This is a genomic window from Mycobacterium sp. NGS27 (genome assembly GCF_059813005.1).
Window position 1 is genome coordinate 460,560 of the sequence record NZ_JCALDT010000003.1, and the last position, 18,232, is coordinate 478,791.

The following is an 18,232-nucleotide window of genomic DNA, read 5'->3' on the forward strand; positions in this document are numbered from 1 at the left end:
AAGTCCTGCGGAACCAACAAGGCCATCTCGGGCGTTCAAAGAGCTGTAACCGCAGTAGCGCGCGCTCCCGAGTGTTCGCAAGGAGGACACCGATGACCTGGCATCCGCATCACAACACGTTCAAGACGTTCGCGTTGTTGGTTGGCATGTCCGCGCTGATCGTGTTCGTCGGCTCGATGTTCGGCAGGACCGCGATGTTCCTCGCGGTGCTGTTCGCGATCGGCATGAACGTCTACACGTACTTCAACAGCGACAAGCTGGCGCTTCGGGCGATGCACGCGCAGCCGGTCTCGGAGGTGCAGGCGCCGGCGATGTACCGGATCGTGCGAGAGCTGGCGACGGGCGCGCACCAGCCGATGCCCCGGCTCTACATCAGCGACACCAACGCGCCCAATGCGTTCGCGACCGGGCGCAACCCGCGCAACGCGGCGGTCTGCTGCACCACCGGCATTCTGGACATCCTCACCGAGCGTGAGTTGCGCGCGGTGCTGGGTCACGAACTTTCGCACGTGTACAACCGCGACATCCTGATCTCATGTGTGGCAGGCGCGCTGGCCTCGGTGATCACCGCACTGTCTTACATGGCAATGTTTTTCGGTGGCAATGACCGCGAAGGCGGCAATCCCTTTGCGCTGCTGCTGGTTTCGCTGCTGGGCCCGATCGCGGCGACGGTGGTGCGGTTGGCGGTGTCGCGGTCACGCGAATACCAGGCGGACGAATCGGGCGCGGTGTTGACGGGCGACCCGCTGGCCCTGGCGTCGGCCTTGCGCAAGATTTCCGGCGGGGTCCAGGCGGCCCCGCTGCCGCCGGAGCCCCAGCTGGCCAGCCAGGCGCACCTGATGATCGCCAACCCGTTCCGGGTGGGCGAGCGGATCGGGTCGCTGTTTTCCACGCACCCGCCGATAGAGGACCGTATCCGCCGGCTGGAGGAAATGGCGGGGCGGTAGTCCGATTCGCAAGTACCATTGAGGTCGGATGGTGATGGCGATGACTGAACCCAACTCGATGGACATTCACGAAGCCGGCCTCGCGCTGGATCTGCCGGACTTGATCTTCGAAACACGCGCCGGCGCCGGTATGAACCAGGCCCAACTGGCCGAAGCGATGGGCACTACCCAGGAAGCCGTCGCCGCGTGGGAGGACGGGACCGAGGTGCCCCGCGTGGACGTGCTGCAGCGGCTGGCGCAGGTGTGCGGCAAGCGGCTGCATATCAGCATCGACGTGGACTGACCCGGCTCGGCCGGGCGGCGAACCGATTACGCTGCGGCCTCGGATGTTTCGGCTTCGACCGAGGATGGGCGCGGGTCGCGTTGATCCGTCTCGGTTCCGCCGTGGATCGCCACCGCCCCGCCCGTCGCCTCATGCTGTTGTTGCCAGTCGGTAATGGCTTGATGCGCAGCGTGATCGAGGTAGTGGACCGCAATGACCACCGTCGCCGTCGCGCCCTGCGGAACCGACGCCAGCACTCGCGTCAGCCTCGGCAGCGCCAGGAAGGTGCATGCCGCGCCGTCGATGCTCACCCGCCATCCGTCGTCGGTCGGCGTGGCTTCGATCTTGGCGCGGATCACCCGCCATCCGGTCAGTGTGATGGCCAGGGCGAGTCCGATCATGACGCCGTGCAGCAGGTTGAGGAATATGACGCTGACGGCGGTCACGACGTAGACCGCGAGATCGCCGTGTTTCATTGCGGTTTCGATGTGAGCCGGCTTCAGCAGCTGAATCCCGATGACGATGAGCAGCCCGGCGAGGGCGGCGGTGGGAATCTCCTCGACCAGCCCGGCGAACGGGATGGTGAACAACAGGATCCAGACGCCGTGCATGATCGACGAGGCGCGGGATTTGGCCCCCGCGTTGACATTTGTCGAGCTGCGGACGATCACCCCAGTCACCGGTAGCCCGCCGATGCTGCCCGACACGATGTTGGCGGCTCCCTGCCCCACCAGCTCGCGGTTGAAATCGGTTCGTGGCCCGTTGTGCATCCGGTCGACCGACACGGCCGACAGCAGGCTCTCGACGCTGGCGATCAGCGCCACCGTGATCACCCCGATCGCGACCGCGCCCCAGTTGCCGTGGGGAAGATCGGGCAACCGCAGCGCCTCCAGCGGCGACCCCTCGAAGTTGATCCGGCGCACGTGAAACGGGAAGACCACCGAGATGACCGTCACCGCGACAATGGCGACCAGTGGCCCCGGGACGCGGCGCACTTTGGCGGGAACCCATCGCCAGGCCACCAGGATGACGATCACCAGCACACCCAGGATCACCCCCGGACGGTGCGCACCGACGATCTGGCCCGGAAGCCCGATGAGGTTGTGCCAGGCCGAGCTCTTGGATTTTCCGCCGAGCAACACGTGCGCCTGCTGCAGGGCGATCGTGACGCCGATGCCCGCCAGCATGGCGTGCACGACGACAGGTGAGATCGCCAGGGCGGCGCGCGCAACACGGCTGAGCCCCAACAGAACCTGCACGACTCCGGCGGCGACGGTGATCAAGCACGTTATGCCCCAACCGAAATCGGAAACCAGGCCGGCGACGATCACCGTCAGTCCGGCCGCGGGGCCACTGACCTGCAGCGGGGATCCGCCCAACGAGCCCACCACGATTCCGCCGACGATCGCGGCGATCAGGCCGGCGAGTACTGGGGCGCCCGAAGCGATCGCGATGCCCAGCGACAGGGGGAGTGCGACCAGGAAAACCACGAGTGAGGACGGCAGATCGTGCCGGATGATGCCGCGCAACCGTTCGAGACGCGGTTCGGCGAGGCTTTGAGCGCGGGCTTTGTCACCCATTTGTTCGGCGTTGTGCATCGGTCGCGTCCCTCGGTAGGTGTTAGCGGGGGATGTTCCGATATCCGCCCCATTGTGCGCCCATTACCTCTTCGTAACGCGCTGGCGTACAGAGGATTACGACGGGATGGACCCGCTGCATCGCGCCCGAAAATCCCTGGCCACCTGCGTCGACGGTATTTTGCTGGCAAAGGCCGGTCAAGCCGACTGGCGCGGCCCATAGAGAACGCAAAGATTTGAATTGCCTGGCGTCAAAGCGCCAGTTCAGAAGCCGGAACCGTGCACCTCGTGGCCGGGTACCTCGGCGATCAGGCCCCGATAGGCTTCCTCGACGGTGGAGCCGTGGTTGATCACGGCGTCGACTTCGCGGGCGATCGGCATGGTCAGGCCGAATTCGTTGGCAAACTCCATGATCACGCTGGCGGCCTTGACGCCCTCGGCGACCTGGTTCATCGAGGCGATGATCTCGTCGATCGGTTTGCCCGCCCCCAGTTGTTCACCGACGTGCCGGTTGCGGCTGCGCTGACTGGTGCAGGTGACGATCAGGTCGCCCAGGCCGGCCAGGCCCGGGAAGGTGTCGGGATGGCCGCCCAGGGCGACGCCCAGTTTGGTCATCTCGCGCAGCGCGCGGGCGATCACCAGCGCCCGGGTGTTCTCGCCGATGCCCAGCGAGTAGCCCATCCCGACCGAGATGGCGTAGACGTTCTTCAGCGCGCCGGCCATCTCCACCCCGATGACGTCGTCGGTGGTGTACACGCGGAAGCGCCGCGTGCGGAACAGGCCCGACAGTCGCGTCGCCAGATGCTGGTCGGGCATCGCCAGCACCGCCGCGGCGGCATAGCCCTCGCCCACCTCGCGCGCGATGTTCGGCCCGGCCAGGATGCCCGCGGGATGGCCGGGCAGCGTCTCCTCGATGATCTGCGACATCCGCATGTTGGTGCCCTGCTCGAGGCCCTTGACCAGTGACACCACCGGCACCCACGGCCGCAACTCTTTGGCCAGCTCGCTCAGCACCCCTCGAAAGCCGTGCGAGGGAACGCCCATCACGACGACGTCCGCCGAGTTCGCCGCCTCGGCGAAGTCGGTGGTGGCGCGCAGGGTGTCGCTGAGCACGACGTCGTTGCCGAGGTAACGGCTGTTGCGGTGGTTGTCGTTGATGTCGGACGCGGTGGCCTCGGAGCGCACCCACTGCAGCGTCGGCCCGCGACGCGCGCAGATTGACGCCACGGTGGTGCCCCAGGAACCGCCACCGAGGACAACGACTTTGGGTTCGCGCTTCTCAGATGCCATGGCGATCAGCGTATTGCGGACACCTGCGATTTTGTAGGAGTTCACGAAGCGGGGCGACACCGTGCCTGCACACCCCGCACGGCCCGGCGTGGTATCCGCGGTTATCCATGCCGAATTCATATTTATCGGCGACAACATTTGCGTTCGGCGAGTCGGCGCCGGTCATTTGTGCGGAATACCTTTGAAAATGCATGGGAGATTCATAAAAAGGTAAATGGATACCCGCTCAGGTAGGGCAATCAACAGGTGTGCGCCATTCCCGCCAAAAGCCAACCGGCTCAAAGCCACTGGTGAGCCTCGCGTCGGAGCGGTGACGGAGAAAAGCACGCGAAACGGCGTGCGGCTAAAAATCAGCATGAGTGTTGCCGAAAAGACAAGCTCAAGGTCCATTTGAATGAATTGTCGGCACTGAATTCGCCGAACCCTCGTTTAGCGTTTCGCGACATCCGAACACACGCTGAAGGGAAAACGGTATGTCTTTCGTGACTGTCCAGCCGGACAAGTTGTCGGCGGCGGCAAGCAATCTCCAGTCGATCACCGCGGCGCTCAACGTCGGCAAGGCGGCCGCGGCCATCCCGACCACGGGGGTCGTTCCGGCCGCCGCCGACGAGGTGTCCGCGCTGACCGCGGCGAGGTTCGCCGCCCATGCGGCGCAGTTCCAGGCGCTGGCCGCCCGGGCCATCGCGGTGCATGAATTGCTCGCGGCCACCCTGGCGCAGAGCGCGGGAACCTACGCGGCCACCGAGGCCGCCAACGCCGCCGCGTCGGCGCTGTAAGAGCGGAGACGCACATGGACTATGCGCTGCTGCCGCCGGAGATCAACTCGGGGCGAATGTATGCGGGGCCGGGAGCGGGTTCGTTGTTGGGCGCCGCGGCGAGCTGGGGCGAGCTGGCGGCACAGTTGCACAGCAGCGCCGCCTCCTTTCAGTCGGTCATCTCCGCGCTGACCGGCGGACCGTGGTTGGGTCCGTCGGCGCTGGCCCTGGCGGCGGCGACCACCCCCTGTGTGACGTGGTTGCGCACCAGCGCCGGCAACGCCGAACTGGCCTCCAGCCAGGCGACCATGGCGGCGGCCGCGTACGAGACGGCGTTCACGCTGACGGTGCCCCCGCCGGTGATCGCGGCAAACCGCGCGCTGCTGGCGTCGCTGATCGCGTCGAATGTGTTGGGACAGAACACCGCCGCCATCGCGACGGTCGAGGCGGAGTATTTCGAGATGTGGGCACAAGACGCCGCGGCGATGTACGGCTACGCGGGGTCCTCGGCGACGGCCGCGCAGCTGACCGAATTCGACGAGCCGGCGGAAGTGACCAATCCCGCCGCTTCCTCCGAGCAGGCCGCCGCGGTCGCGAAAGCCGTTGGCAATTCGTCTCGCAGCGGTGCGCAAGACGCCGCGGCGAACGCGAACGCGCAGGCTGCCGAGAACCTGCAGACTCTGGCAGAGCCCACCCTCGGCAACCTCAAGCCGATCGACGAATGGATCTCGGAGAACACCCCGTTCGACGACATCGCCTCGATGTACTCGAAATACGTTGTGCCGTATATCTCCTCGGGGCAGGTCGGCGTTCAGACGGCACAGTCCTTCGGGCAGATCAGCAACGGGATCACGGCCATGAGCACATTCGCGAAGGGTCTGGCCCCGGCGGCCTCCTCGGCGGCTCAGGCGGCGGGAAACGGCGCCAAGGCGCTGGGCGCGGCCGGTGCCGGCCTGGGCAACGCCGGCTCCGTGGCAGCGGGTGTGGGGCGCGCGGTTCCGCTGGGAGCGCTGTCCGTGCCGCCCAGCTGGGCTCCGGTCAACGCCGTCACCAACCCCGGGGTCGCGACGCTGGTGAGCGCGACGTCCACGGCTCCGCCGGCCGCGAACGGGTTGCCTGCCGTGCCGATGACACCGTTCGGGCCGATGGTCGGACAAGGCGGCTGGCGCAACCTGCCGAGCTACGGATTCAAACCGTCGGTGATGGCCAGGCCGCCGGCCGCGGGCTAGCCTAGCCGGCCAGCGGCGCCCGATCCTCGACCCGGCCGAACACCATCGCCTCCTCGATGCGGTCGAACCGGTAGTCGAGTGCGTCGGCCAGATAGTTCTGCCGCACGTTCCATGGCCGCTTGGTGCCCGACTTCGGCAGCATGTGCACCGAGCGCAGCACGTAGCCGGCGTTGATGTCCCACGATGGCTTCTCGGCCATCGGCTCGTTGCCCCGATGCGGTGCGGCGTGGGTGTAGCCGTGAGAACCCATGTGTTCGATCAGCTTCGCCGTCGCCCGGGCGGTGATGTCGGCGCGCAGCGTCCACGACGCGTTGGTGTAGCCCACGCACCAGAACAGGTTCGGCACGTCCTCGAGCATGTGCGCTTTGTAGACGAAGCGGTCGCTGGTCTTGATCTCGTTGCCGTCCAGGCTGATCGCGGCCCCGCCAAGCGCCTGCAGCTGCAGGCCGGTGGCGGTGACGATGATGTCGGCGGCCAGGTGTCCACCGGATTTCAGCGCGATACCCGTCGCGTCGAAATGGTCGATGTGATCGGTGACCACCTCGGCGCCGCCCGCGGTGATGGCGTTGTACAGGTCGGCGTCGGGGATCAGGCACATCCGCTGGTCCCACGGGTTGTAGCGCGGCTTGAAGTGGGTGTCGACGTCGTAGCCTGCGGGCAGGCTGTTGATCGCCTTGCGCCGCAACAGCCACCGCACCAGCCCCGGCGCCTTGCGGGACAACGCGAAGAACACCGCCTCGGTCAGGGCGCTGTACATGCGGATGACGAGGTGAGCGGGGTTGCGGGGCAACAACTTTCGAGCCACCGCGGCGACGGCGCCGTACTTGGACGCGGAAATGAGGTAGGTCGGCGAGCGCTGCAGCATGGTCACTTTGGCGGCGCGGTCCGACAACGACGGCAGGAGCGTGACCGCGGTCGCCCCGCTGCCGATCACCACGACCTGCTTGCCGGTGTAGTCCAGGCCTTCGGGCCAGTGCTGCGGGTGCACGACGGTGCCCTCGAACTGTTCGATGCCCGGAAAGTCCGGGGTATAGCCCTCGTCGTAGTTGTAGTAGCCGCTGCCGAAGAACAGGAAGCGGCCGCGATACAGCTTGCGTGCCCCGTCCTGCTCCACGGTGACCGTCCAGGTGTCGGTTGCGGAGTCCCAGTCCGCCGAGCGCACATGGCTGTTGAACCGGATGTGCCGGTCGATGCCGTACTTGCGCGCGGTGGCGACCAGGTACTCGCGGATGTGCACGCCGTCGGCGACGCCCTCCTTGCGGGTCCACGGCTCGAACGGAAAGGACAGCGTGAAGATGCTGCTGTCCGATCGCACGCCGGGATAGCGGAACAAATCCCACGTCCCGCCGATCTGCGCGCGCCGCTCCAGGACGGTGTACGTCAGGCGCGGATTGCGCTCGGTGATCCGATATGCCGCGTCGATGCCGGAGATGCCGGCACCGACGATGATCACGTCGGAGTATCCGGCCTCGGCGGCACCGTTATCGGCGGCCTCCTGGGGAGTCGCGGTCATCGTGAACCTCGCTCGAATTGTGGGACTCGTACCAGCGTAGAGACCCACCGGTTGGTCGGGCTAGTAACTCGCGAATCCGCGCCGCGCGGCACGGACCGCGCCGGTCAGCGATAGTTGACGAACTGCAACGCCACGTCCAGGTCGGCCTGCTTGAGCATCGCCTGGACGGCCTGCAGGTCGTCGCGCTTTTTGCTGGTGACCCGGATTTCGTCGCCCTGGATCTGGGTTTTGACGTTCTTGGGGCCGTCGTCACGGATCAGCTTGGTGATCTTCTTGGCGCTCTCGCTGCTGATGCCCTGCTTGAGGGACCCGCTGATCTTGTAGGTCTTGCCGGAGGCCTGCGGTTCGCCGGCGTCGAAGGCCTTCATCGAGATGTCGCGGCGGATCAGCTTCTCCTTGAAGACGTCGACCGCCGCCTTGACGCGTTCCTCGGTGGATGACGTGAGCTCGATAGCCTCGTCGCCCTTCCAGGCGATTGTGGTGTCGGTGCCGCGGAAGTCGAACCGGGTGGCCAATTCCTTGGCGGCCTGGTTGAGCGCGTTGTCGACCTCTTGGCGATCCACTTTGCTGACGATGTCGAACGATGAGTCCGCCATGCATTCCGTCCCTTCATCCGGTGATAGGCGTTTGTGCTTTGTCTACTCGCTCGTTGTAACCTGTCTGGCGGCAGGTTGCCCGAGCGGCCAATGGGAGCGGACTGTAAATCCGTCGCGAAAGCTTCACAGGTTCGAATCCTGTACCTGCCACCAAGCCTCAGCCGGGTCTGGGCCGGTTTTGCTCCGGCCTGGCCGCTGGCCTGCAACCGACGTGCGATTGGTGGCGGCAGCGGGCACCCAGCCGAGGAAATCGATGTGCGGGATCAAGTGGCGTCGCGTTGAGCCGGCGGTGCACCTTGCGAAGTGTTCCGTAGCGCCGGGCGAAGTCGGCGCAGACCCTCGGAGCGTTCTGTCATACTCACACGCGTGAGCCTCACCAACCACCTGTTACTTACTCCAGGGTGGAAATTCTTTGCCAAATACTTTTACCCGCTAACGACCCGCTTTTTCAGCGGTGACGATCAGGTTTTCATCAACTGGGGCTATGAGGAAGATCCGCCCATGGCCCTCCCCCTGGAGGCGTCCGACGAGCCCAACCGCTACTTCATTCAGCTCTATCACCGAACGGCGACCCAGGTTGATCTAGGTGGAAAACGGGCGCTGGAAGTCAGCTGTGGTCATGGCGGCGGAGCCGAATATCTAATGCGCACCTTGGGTCTGGCCTCCTACACGGGATTGGACTTAAGTCGGGCCGGTGTCGACTTCTGCCGCAAACGGCACAACCTGCCTGGCCTTGACTTCGTGCAGGGCAACGCCGCGGACCTCCCCTTCTCCGATGAAACCTTCGATGCGGTGATAAATGTCGAGGCCTCGCACTGCTACCCCGCGTTTCCGCGTTTCCTCGCTGAAGTAGCACGTGTGCTACGGCCCGGCGGCCACTTCCTATACGCCGATTGGCGCCGACATGACGGCATTCACAAATGGGAACAAGAGCTAGAAGACGGCCCTATGCGGATCGTGTCGCAGAGGGACATCAGTGCGGACGTTGCGCGTGCACTAGCGCAGAATCTCCGGCGGTGGCATGAGTTGTCTCGCAATAGTTTTGGCGTTCTTCGGCAATATATACATCCCAAATTCTGCGATGGATTGCTTAATGGACAAACCTCTTACCGGATGTACTGCTTCACTAAGGTGTGAGGGGTTCGGAAAGGCCGGCATGTAGGACTCGCGAGTGGCAATCAATGAGAGTCATTTGATCAGTTCGGAGATAGCTGTCGACGCAGTACATCGTCGTATACACGTTTGACCGCCACGGGAAACGGAGTTATTGCGACGCCCTGAAAGTCCTGCGCGAACTGTGTGCACAGCCTCAGGTCCCGGACTTGATATCTCGTCGACGGGCTCGTTCCCAGTGCGATACGAACCGTGCGATGGGCCACTTGCTCCACCGTCCTCAAGACGGCGCAAACCGGCAGTGGTCGTTGAGACGACAGATTGCGCAGCACCGGCGCGGCCGGCTGCGTTTCTACCGCTCTCTGGACCAGCGTCCGCACCATCGCGGCGGCATCATCGACATACAAGTAGTCGCGGAGGGTCTCCATCGGCACGAAAACGTTCACCGATTGTCGCGTCACGGCGGCTCGGCACAGCTGACTGACCAGACCCTGCGGTTTCATGACGTTCTGACCGGGCCCTGCGAGGTTTGACAATCGTCCGATGACGAGTGGGACGCAGCCGTCGAGCGCCGACCGCGAAATCTCCTCCTGAGCGAGTTTTGCCTCGCCGTACGGGCTCAGTGGCTGCGGCGTCGTCGATTCACTGAACGGGGGGTGAGTCGACCCGGCATAGATGCCGCCCGCGGATGAGGAGAGGAAGAACGCACCCCGACCGGTTGGCCGCGACTCTCGAATTCGTGTGAGCAGGTGGGACATGATGCGGGTCTCCGCTGCGAGTTTGTCGATCGTGGAACCTATGACGCCGCTGCCGGCGGCCCAGATGACCGACCAGTCGTCGTCGCGCGCCGCCCGGGTGAATTCATCGAGGCTGGCATCGAGCACCGCAGCCGCAGCATCGTGATCTTCCCACGGCACCGGAGCGCCGATGAACTCCGAACCGATCGACCGCGAGACGGCGCTGCCCAGCAATCCCCGCCGGCCGACAATCCAAGTAAGCATCCGTCAGCCCTCCGGGCTATCGAATGCTTCACCCGGATCGCGCACGATGACATACACCGGCTTGCCCATCGCCATGCCGGCGGCAGCTGCGATGTATTCGGCAATGATCCCCAGTGAGAACAAGGCCGCCCCACCGATGACAAGCACCGCTACGAACACCGATGTCCAACCTTGCACGTTGACATCGCCCACCAGTTTCCGGACCGCACTGTAAATAGCGGTGGCGAAGCCCAGAAGAGCGAACAGAACGCCAATCGTGGAGACGAAGCGCAGCGGCCGGGTGCCCGAGGAGATGACCAGCCGCCAAAAATGCGAGACGAGGCGGTGGAGGGTGTACGCGCTGGCGGGCCGGCCCTCTTGGCGCAGCACCACGGGACAGGTTGAGGGTTCGGTGACGACCCAAGACAGGGCGACATCGAGGAACACCCCGGCGCCGGCGTAGGCGGCGACACTTCGTCCGGCCTCGCCGAGGACCAGTCGATAACTGTTGAAAGCTCGAAGGCCTTTGGACGACACCAGGACATGTAGGAACAACCACTTCGTCAGCCAGGACGCCACATTGCGCAAGGCACCGTGCGGTGGTCGGTTCGTCGGCGACGCGTACACCAGTTCGGTGCGGTCGCGGTACGCCGTGTCGAGCAAGTCGCCGATATACGCCGGATCGTGTTGTCCGTCCTCATCCATCGTCACGATCCAGTCGCCACCTGATGACGTCATGCCCGCCAGCGTCGCGGGATGTTGTCCGAAGTTGCGGGAGAGCCACACCGGACGGAGCCACTCGTCGCGCGCGGCCAAATCGCGCACGACTTCTTCGCTACCGCCGATGCCGCGGTCCCACACGAGAAGCACCTCGTCGACGCGGAATTTGCGGCCGCCCCTGGTCTCCTGCAGCGAACGGTGCTGCTCGAGCTCCTTTACCAACCCCGGCAAGGTCGCGGCTCCGTTGTAGACCGGGATTACGACGCTGATCGAGTCCACACGGCTCGATTGGTGGTCACCAGTCACGCGTTTGCCTCCCTGAACGGACGCGTCCAGTGGAGTAACAGTACCGACGCATGGCCGGGTGGGTCCTGTCAATTGTGATTTTGGCTACACCGGGTTGCCGTAGGGCGAACCGCCCGATCGCGTCCATGCGCGTAGAGCCGCCCAGTGGCTCGATTGGCTCAGACAGGAATCTCGCCGATGACCTCGTCGGCGTGCTCAGAGGTGTCGCCCGCCAGCTTGAACAGCCAGCGGTCCAGGATGAGGAAACGACCCACCCAGACGATGCCGAATCCCAGCAGCTGGGCGCAGAACACTGCTGCGCCGCGGGCGAGCGTCGTGTGGTTTGCCATCGCGGCCTCGACGAGGTAAGTGAACAACGTTGCCAACGCGACACCCAGCATCATGGCCACCCAGAACACAAGAACCTGGCTGCGCAAGTTCTCGCGCGACCTGATCCGCCAGACGAAAAGTTTGTTGACGAAAAAGTTAGGGACGGTCACGATGGCGGCCGCCAATAGCGAACCGGCAGTGTAGTTGTGCAGCCATAAGCCCAAAACCTGGATGAGAATCTGCCCGAGGGGGACGAATACGACCGACACAGCAGCGTAACGGAGCTTCTTGTTGGCCTCCCTGGTGCCCAATCGCGAGAGGCCCATAGTCCGCCAAGATACTCGCGGCGGGACGCTCTGTCGCCGAATAAAGCCTCGATTGCAAGCGGTGTACTTTTCTGAAAGGTATCGACCGAGTTAGGCGGGCAGGGCAATTCATGAAACGTCCAATGCCCTTTGAAGTGATTGGTAGCTTTGGTGAATGGTGACAACCGCGTCGGTCCCGACGACGGCGCTTGGACGCATCAGGACCTGGTGTTCGACGACTGCGTGGGGCTCTGCGCGTTGGCAACGAGGCGTCGCCGCCTTAATTACGGTTTTGATTTTTTGGCCGCAGGCGTCAGTCGACGCGGCCATCGGACCTGACCAATCGACTTTGGCCGGGGTGGCGCTCGCACGAATTCACCACCTCGCATGGGGCCCCGAAGTCGTATCGACTTACGGGCCGCTTGCATTCCTCCAGAACACCGCTTACTACTCCTTCGGTCAGTCGGTGCTCGCAACGATCTACCAGCCGATCATCGTCGCCGTCCTGTTCCTCGGTATCGCGGCAGCGTTACGCCAGCGCCACGCCCCGATGACTTCGCTTCTGGGTGCCTTCCTGACCACCGGCATCGTCGCCATCCTGCACATCGGTCACGGCGGGGTTTCGGGCCTGGAATACCCTGAGCTGGCCGGTCTCGCGGCACTGCCGTGGGCGGCGGTGCCCCTGTTGCAGCAATATCCCAAGCGCTCGACGGTAATGAGCACGTGCACCGTGCTGGGCGCATTCGCAGGCCTGCAGCTGCTCGTGAAACTAAACGCCGGCCTCGCGATTGTGGCCATCGCACTGGGCCTGTCGGTTTTGCTCGACTGGAGAGCTATCGGACGCCATTGCGCAACGGTGACCGCATTCGCAGCATCGACATTCATCTGGTGGGTAGTCGACGGGCAACGACCGGACAACCTGCCCGCCTGGCTCAGATCCAGCGCCACCCTCGCATCGGGTTACGGTGCGGCCGAGGATGACTTAACTTTGCTCACGGTCGTCGCGGTCCTGTTAACGCTTGCCTGGATAGGAGCGTTGTGGATGATGTTCATCCGCGGCGGACCGCAGATTCCCCGTCGGCTAGTAGTGCTCGTCGGCCTCGCGACCATGATCCCGGCCAAAAGTGCGTTCTCAAAACCTGACATCTGGCATCTCTACGCGCTTCTCGGCCTCATCATTGTTGCGGTGGCGATCACCCCTCTTTCAGGAACCCGTGGTCGTGCGTTAGTAGTGGTGGTGCTGGCCACCACCTTGGTTCTGCTTGGCGCAGAGTATGCCGTCGTGGTGCTCGCAGGGGGATATCCCCCGGATACCTCGCGCTTCGCGGAGGCGCTACGGGCGCCCGCGCAAACGGTCGACCGCCTGGTCACGCTCGCCCTGCCAGGGCGCGTCGACCAACGCGTCGCAGAGGCCAAGGCACGCCAGCGTGCGCTCTACGCGATTCCGGACCGCTTCATCAAAACCATCGGGTCGTCAACGGTCCACGTCGATCCCTATGAGACGTCGGCGGCGTGGGCCTACGATCTGTCGTGGCGCCCCGCGCCCGTTTATCAGACGTCCGCTGCCAACACGCCCGCCCTCGATGACCTGAACAGCGAATCCCTGGCTAACGGGCCAAAGTTCATTTTGTCCAGGCAATCGCCGGCCTCGCCCGCTACCGGCGTCGGCGGCATGGGCGGCCGGCTAGGCGTCGAAGAATCCCCACGATATTCGCGTGCGCTGCTGTGCAACTACACCCTGACCGGAGCCGAGAACCGCTGGGCTCTCTTCACCCGTACCGGGCCGCACTGTGGTCCGCTCACTGCGCTGTCGGAGGTCACCGTCCACGGAAACGACGTGATCGCGGTCCCAACCCCCAGCGGACCGAACATGGCGGTCCTGGTCGGGATCGACCTGCAACCGTCCGCCGTCGACCGGCTCTTCCAAGGAACCATCGCTCCGCCGACCGCCTGGACCGTCGTGCTCGACGGGGTTACCTACCGCCTGATTGTCGCCAATGCCGCCGAGCCGTTCCTCCTCAGTACGCCTGTGCTCGTAAACGGCACGAACCTGCAGATCGACGCCCACACAATCGGAGTGGTCGGCCATACTTCGTCCATAGGTCAGCAGGGCGCTGTGCGCTTGCGCTTCTACGAGATGCGCGTCGGACAATAACCGGTGATGCCGCCCTCAGGCGGATTGTGCGGCGACCTCGACATGGTGGACACCGCCATCGGCTGTTTTTACAATCCACGTGCATGAAGCGCCTCGCATTGACCGCGCCCACGCTGTTGATTGCGGCATGCGCAACCGCCACGAACAGCACAACTCCGACCGTGGCCGGCACCCTTAGCCCCACCGCCAGTCAAACGGCAGGTCGCACGCCGCCGGGCAGTAAGACCGTTGGCGACCCTCAGGGCTCGTACTGGTCAGTCATCGACAATGACGGGACTTTCCTTGTCGGCGTTGACATTGCGGTGGGCAAGTATCGCAGCGCCGGTGGGCCGACGTGTTATTGGGCGCGGCTCGGTAGTCCCGATCCAAGGGACGTAATCGATAGCAAGAAGACAGACGGTCCGCAGGTAGTCGGAATCCGGGGCAGTGACACCGCTTTCCTGACACGGAATTGTGGGACCTGGCAGCAGACCCCCTGACGCGCATTGTTGGCCACCTACTCGACACATTCCGTGATCCAGGCGTCCAATCGATAGAAGATAAGGGGCGTGGAAGGAAGATTCCGATGAAGAAGGCAATATTCGGCCTGTTGGCGGCCGCAATCCTGGCACTGGCGCCGCTCTGCATTTCACCCGCCCAAGCACACGCCGGCGACCCCTGCGCCGGCATTGTCGATCCCGCTGCCCACCAAGACTGCATCAATGACTTCATTCAAAGACGCGAGCAGACGCAGTGCGACGCGAGCTCCAATCACGGACAGTTGGGGCAACTTTGCGGGTGACTCTGGGTACGGGCGTTCTTGGCCGCGCCGAGGGGTTCGCTTCCTAGCCGGGAATGGCTTCGATGACGCACAGCGGCCCTGCCGTCTGCACCACTCGCTGCAGCCGGAAGCCGCCACGCTGGAGCAGGTCGGTCCATTGCTTGCGGTTTCGTTCCAGCGCACCGGCCATCACCAGCATCTCCATGTCGGCATAGTGGCCAAGGAACTCGCGGTCATGATCCGGGATGACCATCTCCAACAGCAGCAGTTTCGCACCCGGAGGAGCCGCGGCTTTGATGGTGCCAAAGATCGCGATGGCCTCGTCGTCGGGCCAGTCGTGGATGACGTTCTTCATCACGTAGGCATCGGCGGACGGCACGCTGTCGAAGAACGATCCGCCGGTCACCGTGACTCGGTCGGCGACACCGTGCGCGGCCAGTAACGGTGGCGCTCCCTCGACCGCCTCGGGAAGGTCGAACAGCACGCCGCGGGCATTGGGGGCGGCGGCGAGAAGCGATGATAGTAGCCGGCCGTGGCCGCCCCCGATATCGGCGATGACACCGAAGTCGCTGAAGTCGTAGGCCGCGACCACCGCCGCCTCCAATATCGCCGACGTGGACGTCATCGCGGTGTTGAAGATCTCCGCGAACTCCGGATCCTCGCGCAGGTAGCCGAACACGTCCTTGCCCAACACTTTCGGGGGGTTCGGTTCTCCGGTGCGCACCGCGTCGGCTAGCAGCGTCCAGTTGGCCCGGTGTTGCGGCGAGCCGTAAAGCAAGGCGACCCCACGCGTCGAAATCGGCGAATCGGTGCGCAACGTGTCGGCTAAAGCGTTGAGCGCGAAGCGACCGTCGCGGCACCTGCGGAACACGCCGCGGCTGATCAGCAACCGCATCAGCCGCGCCACGCTGTCCGGGTCGGCTCCGACGCGACGCGCCAAATCCTGCTTGGTCAACGGGCCCGCGGCAAGCGCGTCGGCGATGCCAAGCTGCGCGGCAGCCGAAATGGCCTGCGACAGAAAACCTCCAAAGATGAGGTCGATGACCGTGATCGGCGGAGGTGCCAGTCGCTGGTATACACGCCCCACATGATGACGGATTCGTTCGACCGCGCGAGCCACCCGGGCGGGCGGCAGCTTCGGGGTTGATGTCGGTGACTTGGGCGGCATCGTTGTCCTTTCCGCGGCGAACTTTCGCGCTCGATCTTGTCGCATATCGAGGCCGGAAGGCGAGGGCCGTGCTGATTCTGGTCTAGTTCAAACAAATGGTCGCGATAGACCCGTCGCGAAGGGCCGGCCTTCCAACACGTGGTGGTCTACCCGCAGCTGAATTGATTGGCGAAGCTGCGGCGGTAACCTTTTTCCCAAGCGTCGAAGGGGTGGCGATGGGTACTGGTCGGGAGAGCGGCTGAGGATCCCATGCAACTGCGCTACCTGAGCATCCCGGCGCTGATCGCCGCAGCCGGTGGCGACCCTTGGGCGATCAACCGAAGCCTGCAGGCCGGCAGCCCACTGCAGATCTCCAACCTGGCGCAGGCCTTTCGTAAAGCGGGCGTATGCACGGCGGAGAGCAACAACGCGTTCGAACAGGCCCGCACCCGCTTCGAAGCCGCCTGGAACCACCAGGACGGCGGCCATCCGATCAACGACTCCGACGAGGTGCAGCGGGTGACCAAATCGCTTGGGGCGCAGTCGTTGCAGCTGCCCAAGATCGGGGCGGACCTGGAGAACATCGCCGCAAGCCTGGCCGAGGCGCAAAAGGCAGCGGCCGCACAGATCGCCGCGCTGGAGGCCCAGCTGCAGGAGCTCGACGACCTGATCGGGGAAGCCGACGAAATGGAGGACGACGAAAGCCTTACGGCCGCCGACATCGATGCGCTCGAGACGCTCATTGCCAAGTGTGAGCAGGACGCCATCAGCGACACCAAAGCCGCGCTGGGCCAGCTGCAGGCGACACGCGACGGCTACTCGAACACGTTGCAGAACGCACTCGGGGCCCTGCACGGCGACGGCTATGACCCCGCGGCCATCCAGGCCGTGGAGGGTCCGCTGTCGCCGCTGCCCGCGTTGCCGGATGACCCCAAGCAATTCGCGCAGGTGTGGAGCTCGCTCACGCCGGCGCAGAAAGACGCCGAGTACCAACACAATCCGTACATCGGCAACCACAACGGGATGCCCGCGGTGGACCGCGATCATTACAACCGGCTCACTCTGGCCACCGAGTTGACCGGCGCCCAGGCGGCCGCCGCCCAGGCCGACGCCCTCAGGGCGCAGCATCCGGATTGGGCGCAGGGCAAGAACATTCCGCCGCCGAACGAGCCGGGAGCGATCTTCGACGATCGCCTGGCGTACGAGGCTTGGCAACGCCAATACGATGCCGCCCGCGACGGGGCCAAGTACCTGCCCGACCTCCAGGCCGTCGACAAGGCCGTCAAGATGAGCCCGGATCGAAAACTCATGCTGCTGGACACCAAGACCGGCAAGCAGGCCCGCGCCGCGATCGCGGTCGGCGACCCCGACGCGTCCACCCACGTGTCGGTCACCGTGCCCGGCCTCAACACCACTGTGCACGGCGCCATCGGCAGCATGTCGGACGAGGCGACCCGGCTCCGAAGCGAAGCGTTGCGACAGCTGAGCCTGGCCCCCGGCCACGAACACGACACCGTCTCGGCGATCGCCTGGATCGGGTACGACCCGCCCCAGGTGCCCGGCTTCGACGACCTCGGCAAGTCGCTGGCCGGCGGCTGGGGTGTCAGCCACGACGACATCGCGCGGGCCGGCGCCCACGACCTGGCCGGCTTCTACGACGGGCTACAGGCCGCCCACCACGGCGGCCCCGCCGATCTCACCGCGATCGGCCACTCCTACGGGTCGCTGACCACCGGTCTGGCCTTGCAGGAGCCCGGCGACCATGGCGTATCGCGGGCTCTGTTCTACGGCTCCCCAGGCATCGAAGCGTCCACGCCGCAACAACTCCACCTGCAGCCCGGCCACGTGTTCACCATGGAAACCCCCGACGACCCGATCCAGTGGACCTACGACGGTCCCGCCATCGCCCACACGGTCGCCCCGTTCCTGCCCCCACCGCTGAGCACCCTGGCCGAAACCGTGCTGGGCGCGGCCGACGCCACCGGCGCGGGCCACTTCGGCCCGAATCCGGCTACCAACCCCAACTTCACGCACCTGGCGACGGGGGCCGCCACGGTGCCCGACGGCCACGGTGGCACCCTCAACCTGAGTGACGCGCACGGGCACAGCGACTACCCCCGCTTCCCCGACGGCGGCGGCACCCGGACGACCAACTACAACATCGCGGCCGTGCTGGCCGGACTGGGAGATCAGGCGGTTCCGCAGAAGTGACGGACAATCGAATAGCGAGCACCCCGAGCCGGCGGCGCCACGGACTGATCTTGGCCG

17 protein-coding genes and 1 tRNA gene are annotated in these 18,232 nt (G+C 64.9%); 9 read left to right on the forward strand and 9 right to left on the reverse strand.

What is annotated here, in order from left to right; genetic code table 11:
- The first annotated feature begins 92 nt into the window (after positions 1–92).
- Both htpX and AC5Y30_RS10740 read left to right on the forward strand, forming a co-directional pair.
- Positions 93–947, forward strand: a complete 855-nt coding sequence (htpX, locus tag AC5Y30_RS10735; RefSeq protein ID WP_499918111.1) for a zinc metalloprotease HtpX — start codon at positions 93–95, stop codon at positions 945–947.
- 28 nt (positions 948–975) lie between these two features.
- Positions 976–1,230, forward strand: coding sequence for a helix-turn-helix domain-containing protein (locus AC5Y30_RS10740; protein WP_499918112.1), 255 nt, complete (start codon positions 976–978; stop codon positions 1,228–1,230).
- 26 nt (positions 1,231–1,256) lie between these two features.
- Here the strand turns inward: AC5Y30_RS10740 and AC5Y30_RS10745 are convergent, their stop codons facing one another.
- From AC5Y30_RS10745 to AC5Y30_RS10755, 3 genes are all read right to left on the reverse strand, one after another.
- Positions 1,257–2,789, reverse strand: a complete 1,533-nt coding sequence (locus AC5Y30_RS10745) for a SulP family inorganic anion transporter (protein WP_499918261.1) — start codon at positions 2,787–2,789, stop codon at positions 1,257–1,259.
- A gap of 261 nt (positions 2,790–3,050) precedes the next feature.
- Positions 3,051–4,076 (reverse strand): NAD(P)H-dependent glycerol-3-phosphate dehydrogenase, encoded by a 1,026-nt coding sequence (locus tag AC5Y30_RS10750; RefSeq protein ID WP_067355914.1) that lies wholly within the window; start codon positions 4,074–4,076, stop codon positions 3,051–3,053.
- Positions 4,077–4,238: 162 nt separating this feature from the next.
- Positions 4,239–4,466 carry a hypothetical protein gene (locus tag AC5Y30_RS10755; RefSeq protein ID WP_499918113.1) on the reverse strand — a complete coding sequence of 76 codons (228 nt, stop codon included), beginning with the start codon at positions 4,464–4,466 and terminating at the stop codon, positions 4,239–4,241.
- Positions 4,467–4,549: 83 nt separating this feature from the next.
- On the opposite strand from AC5Y30_RS10755, the gene AC5Y30_RS10760 reads away from it, so the two are divergent.
- A complete protein-coding gene (locus tag AC5Y30_RS10760; RefSeq protein ID WP_499918114.1) occupies positions 4,550–4,852 on the forward strand; it encodes a PE family protein in 303 nt (100 codons plus the stop codon).
- A gap of 14 nt (positions 4,853–4,866) precedes the next feature.
- Positions 4,867–6,060, forward strand: a complete 1,194-nt coding sequence (locus AC5Y30_RS10765) for a PPE family protein (RefSeq protein WP_499918115.1) — start codon at positions 4,867–4,869, stop codon at positions 6,058–6,060.
- A gap of 1 nt (position 6,061) precedes the next feature.
- On the opposite strand, the gene AC5Y30_RS10770 is transcribed toward AC5Y30_RS10765, so the two are convergent.
- Positions 6,062–7,573: a flavin-containing monooxygenase gene (locus AC5Y30_RS10770; RefSeq protein WP_499918116.1), complete on the reverse strand. Its 1,512-nt coding sequence runs from the start codon at positions 7,571–7,573 to the stop codon at positions 6,062–6,064.
- Between the two features lie 104 nt (positions 7,574–7,677).
- The gene (locus tag AC5Y30_RS10775) at positions 7,678–8,169 is read right to left on the reverse strand and encodes a YajQ family cyclic di-GMP-binding protein (RefSeq protein ID WP_499918117.1); all 492 of its coding nucleotides are present in this window, start codon (positions 8,167–8,169) and stop codon (positions 7,678–7,680) included.
- Between the two features lie 69 nt (positions 8,170–8,238).
- Here AC5Y30_RS10775 and AC5Y30_RS10780 point away from each other — a divergent pair.
- Positions 8,239–8,322 (forward strand) — tRNA-Tyr (locus AC5Y30_RS10780).
- Positions 8,323–8,535: 213 nt separating this feature from the next.
- Positions 8,536–9,306: a phthiotriol/phenolphthiotriol dimycocerosates methyltransferase gene (locus AC5Y30_RS10785; protein ID WP_499918118.1), complete on the forward strand. Its 771-nt coding sequence runs from the start codon at positions 8,536–8,538 to the stop codon at positions 9,304–9,306.
- Between the two features lie 59 nt (positions 9,307–9,365).
- On the opposite strand, the gene AC5Y30_RS10790 is transcribed toward AC5Y30_RS10785, so the two are convergent.
- From AC5Y30_RS10790 to AC5Y30_RS10800, 3 genes are all read right to left on the reverse strand, one after another.
- Positions 9,366–10,283, reverse strand: coding sequence for an SDR family oxidoreductase (locus AC5Y30_RS10790; RefSeq protein ID WP_499918119.1), 918 nt, complete (start codon positions 10,281–10,283; stop codon positions 9,366–9,368).
- Positions 10,284–10,286: 3 nt separating this feature from the next.
- Complete coding sequence (locus AC5Y30_RS10795; RefSeq protein WP_499918120.1) at positions 10,287–11,360, reverse strand: glycosyltransferase; 1,074 nt, start codon at positions 11,358–11,360, stop codon at positions 10,287–10,289.
- Positions 11,361–11,446: 86 nt separating this feature from the next.
- Complete coding sequence (locus AC5Y30_RS10800) at positions 11,447–11,908, reverse strand: GtrA family protein (RefSeq protein ID WP_499918121.1); 462 nt, start codon at positions 11,906–11,908, stop codon at positions 11,447–11,449.
- 169 nt (positions 11,909–12,077) lie between these two features.
- On the opposite strand from AC5Y30_RS10800, the gene AC5Y30_RS10805 reads away from it, so the two are divergent.
- A complete protein-coding gene (locus AC5Y30_RS10805) occupies positions 12,078–14,057 on the forward strand; it encodes a hypothetical protein (protein ID WP_499918122.1) in 1,980 nt (659 codons plus the stop codon).
- Between the two features lie 83 nt (positions 14,058–14,140).
- Positions 14,141–14,536 (forward strand): Rv1352/Rv1906c domain-containing protein, encoded by a 396-nt coding sequence (locus AC5Y30_RS10810; protein WP_499918123.1) that lies wholly within the window; start codon positions 14,141–14,143, stop codon positions 14,534–14,536.
- Between the two features lie 345 nt (positions 14,537–14,881).
- Here the strand turns inward: AC5Y30_RS10810 and AC5Y30_RS10815 are convergent, their stop codons facing one another.
- Positions 14,882–15,985, reverse strand: a complete 1,104-nt coding sequence (locus AC5Y30_RS10815) for a methyltransferase (protein ID WP_499918124.1) — start codon at positions 15,983–15,985, stop codon at positions 14,882–14,884.
- Positions 15,986–16,234: 249 nt separating this feature from the next.
- Between AC5Y30_RS10815 and AC5Y30_RS10820 the strand changes: the two genes are divergently transcribed.
- Positions 16,235–18,175 (forward strand): putative alpha/beta hydrolase, encoded by a 1,941-nt coding sequence (locus tag AC5Y30_RS10820; protein WP_499918125.1) that lies wholly within the window; start codon positions 16,235–16,237, stop codon positions 18,173–18,175.
- The last annotated feature ends 57 nt before the right edge of the window (positions 18,176–18,232 follow it).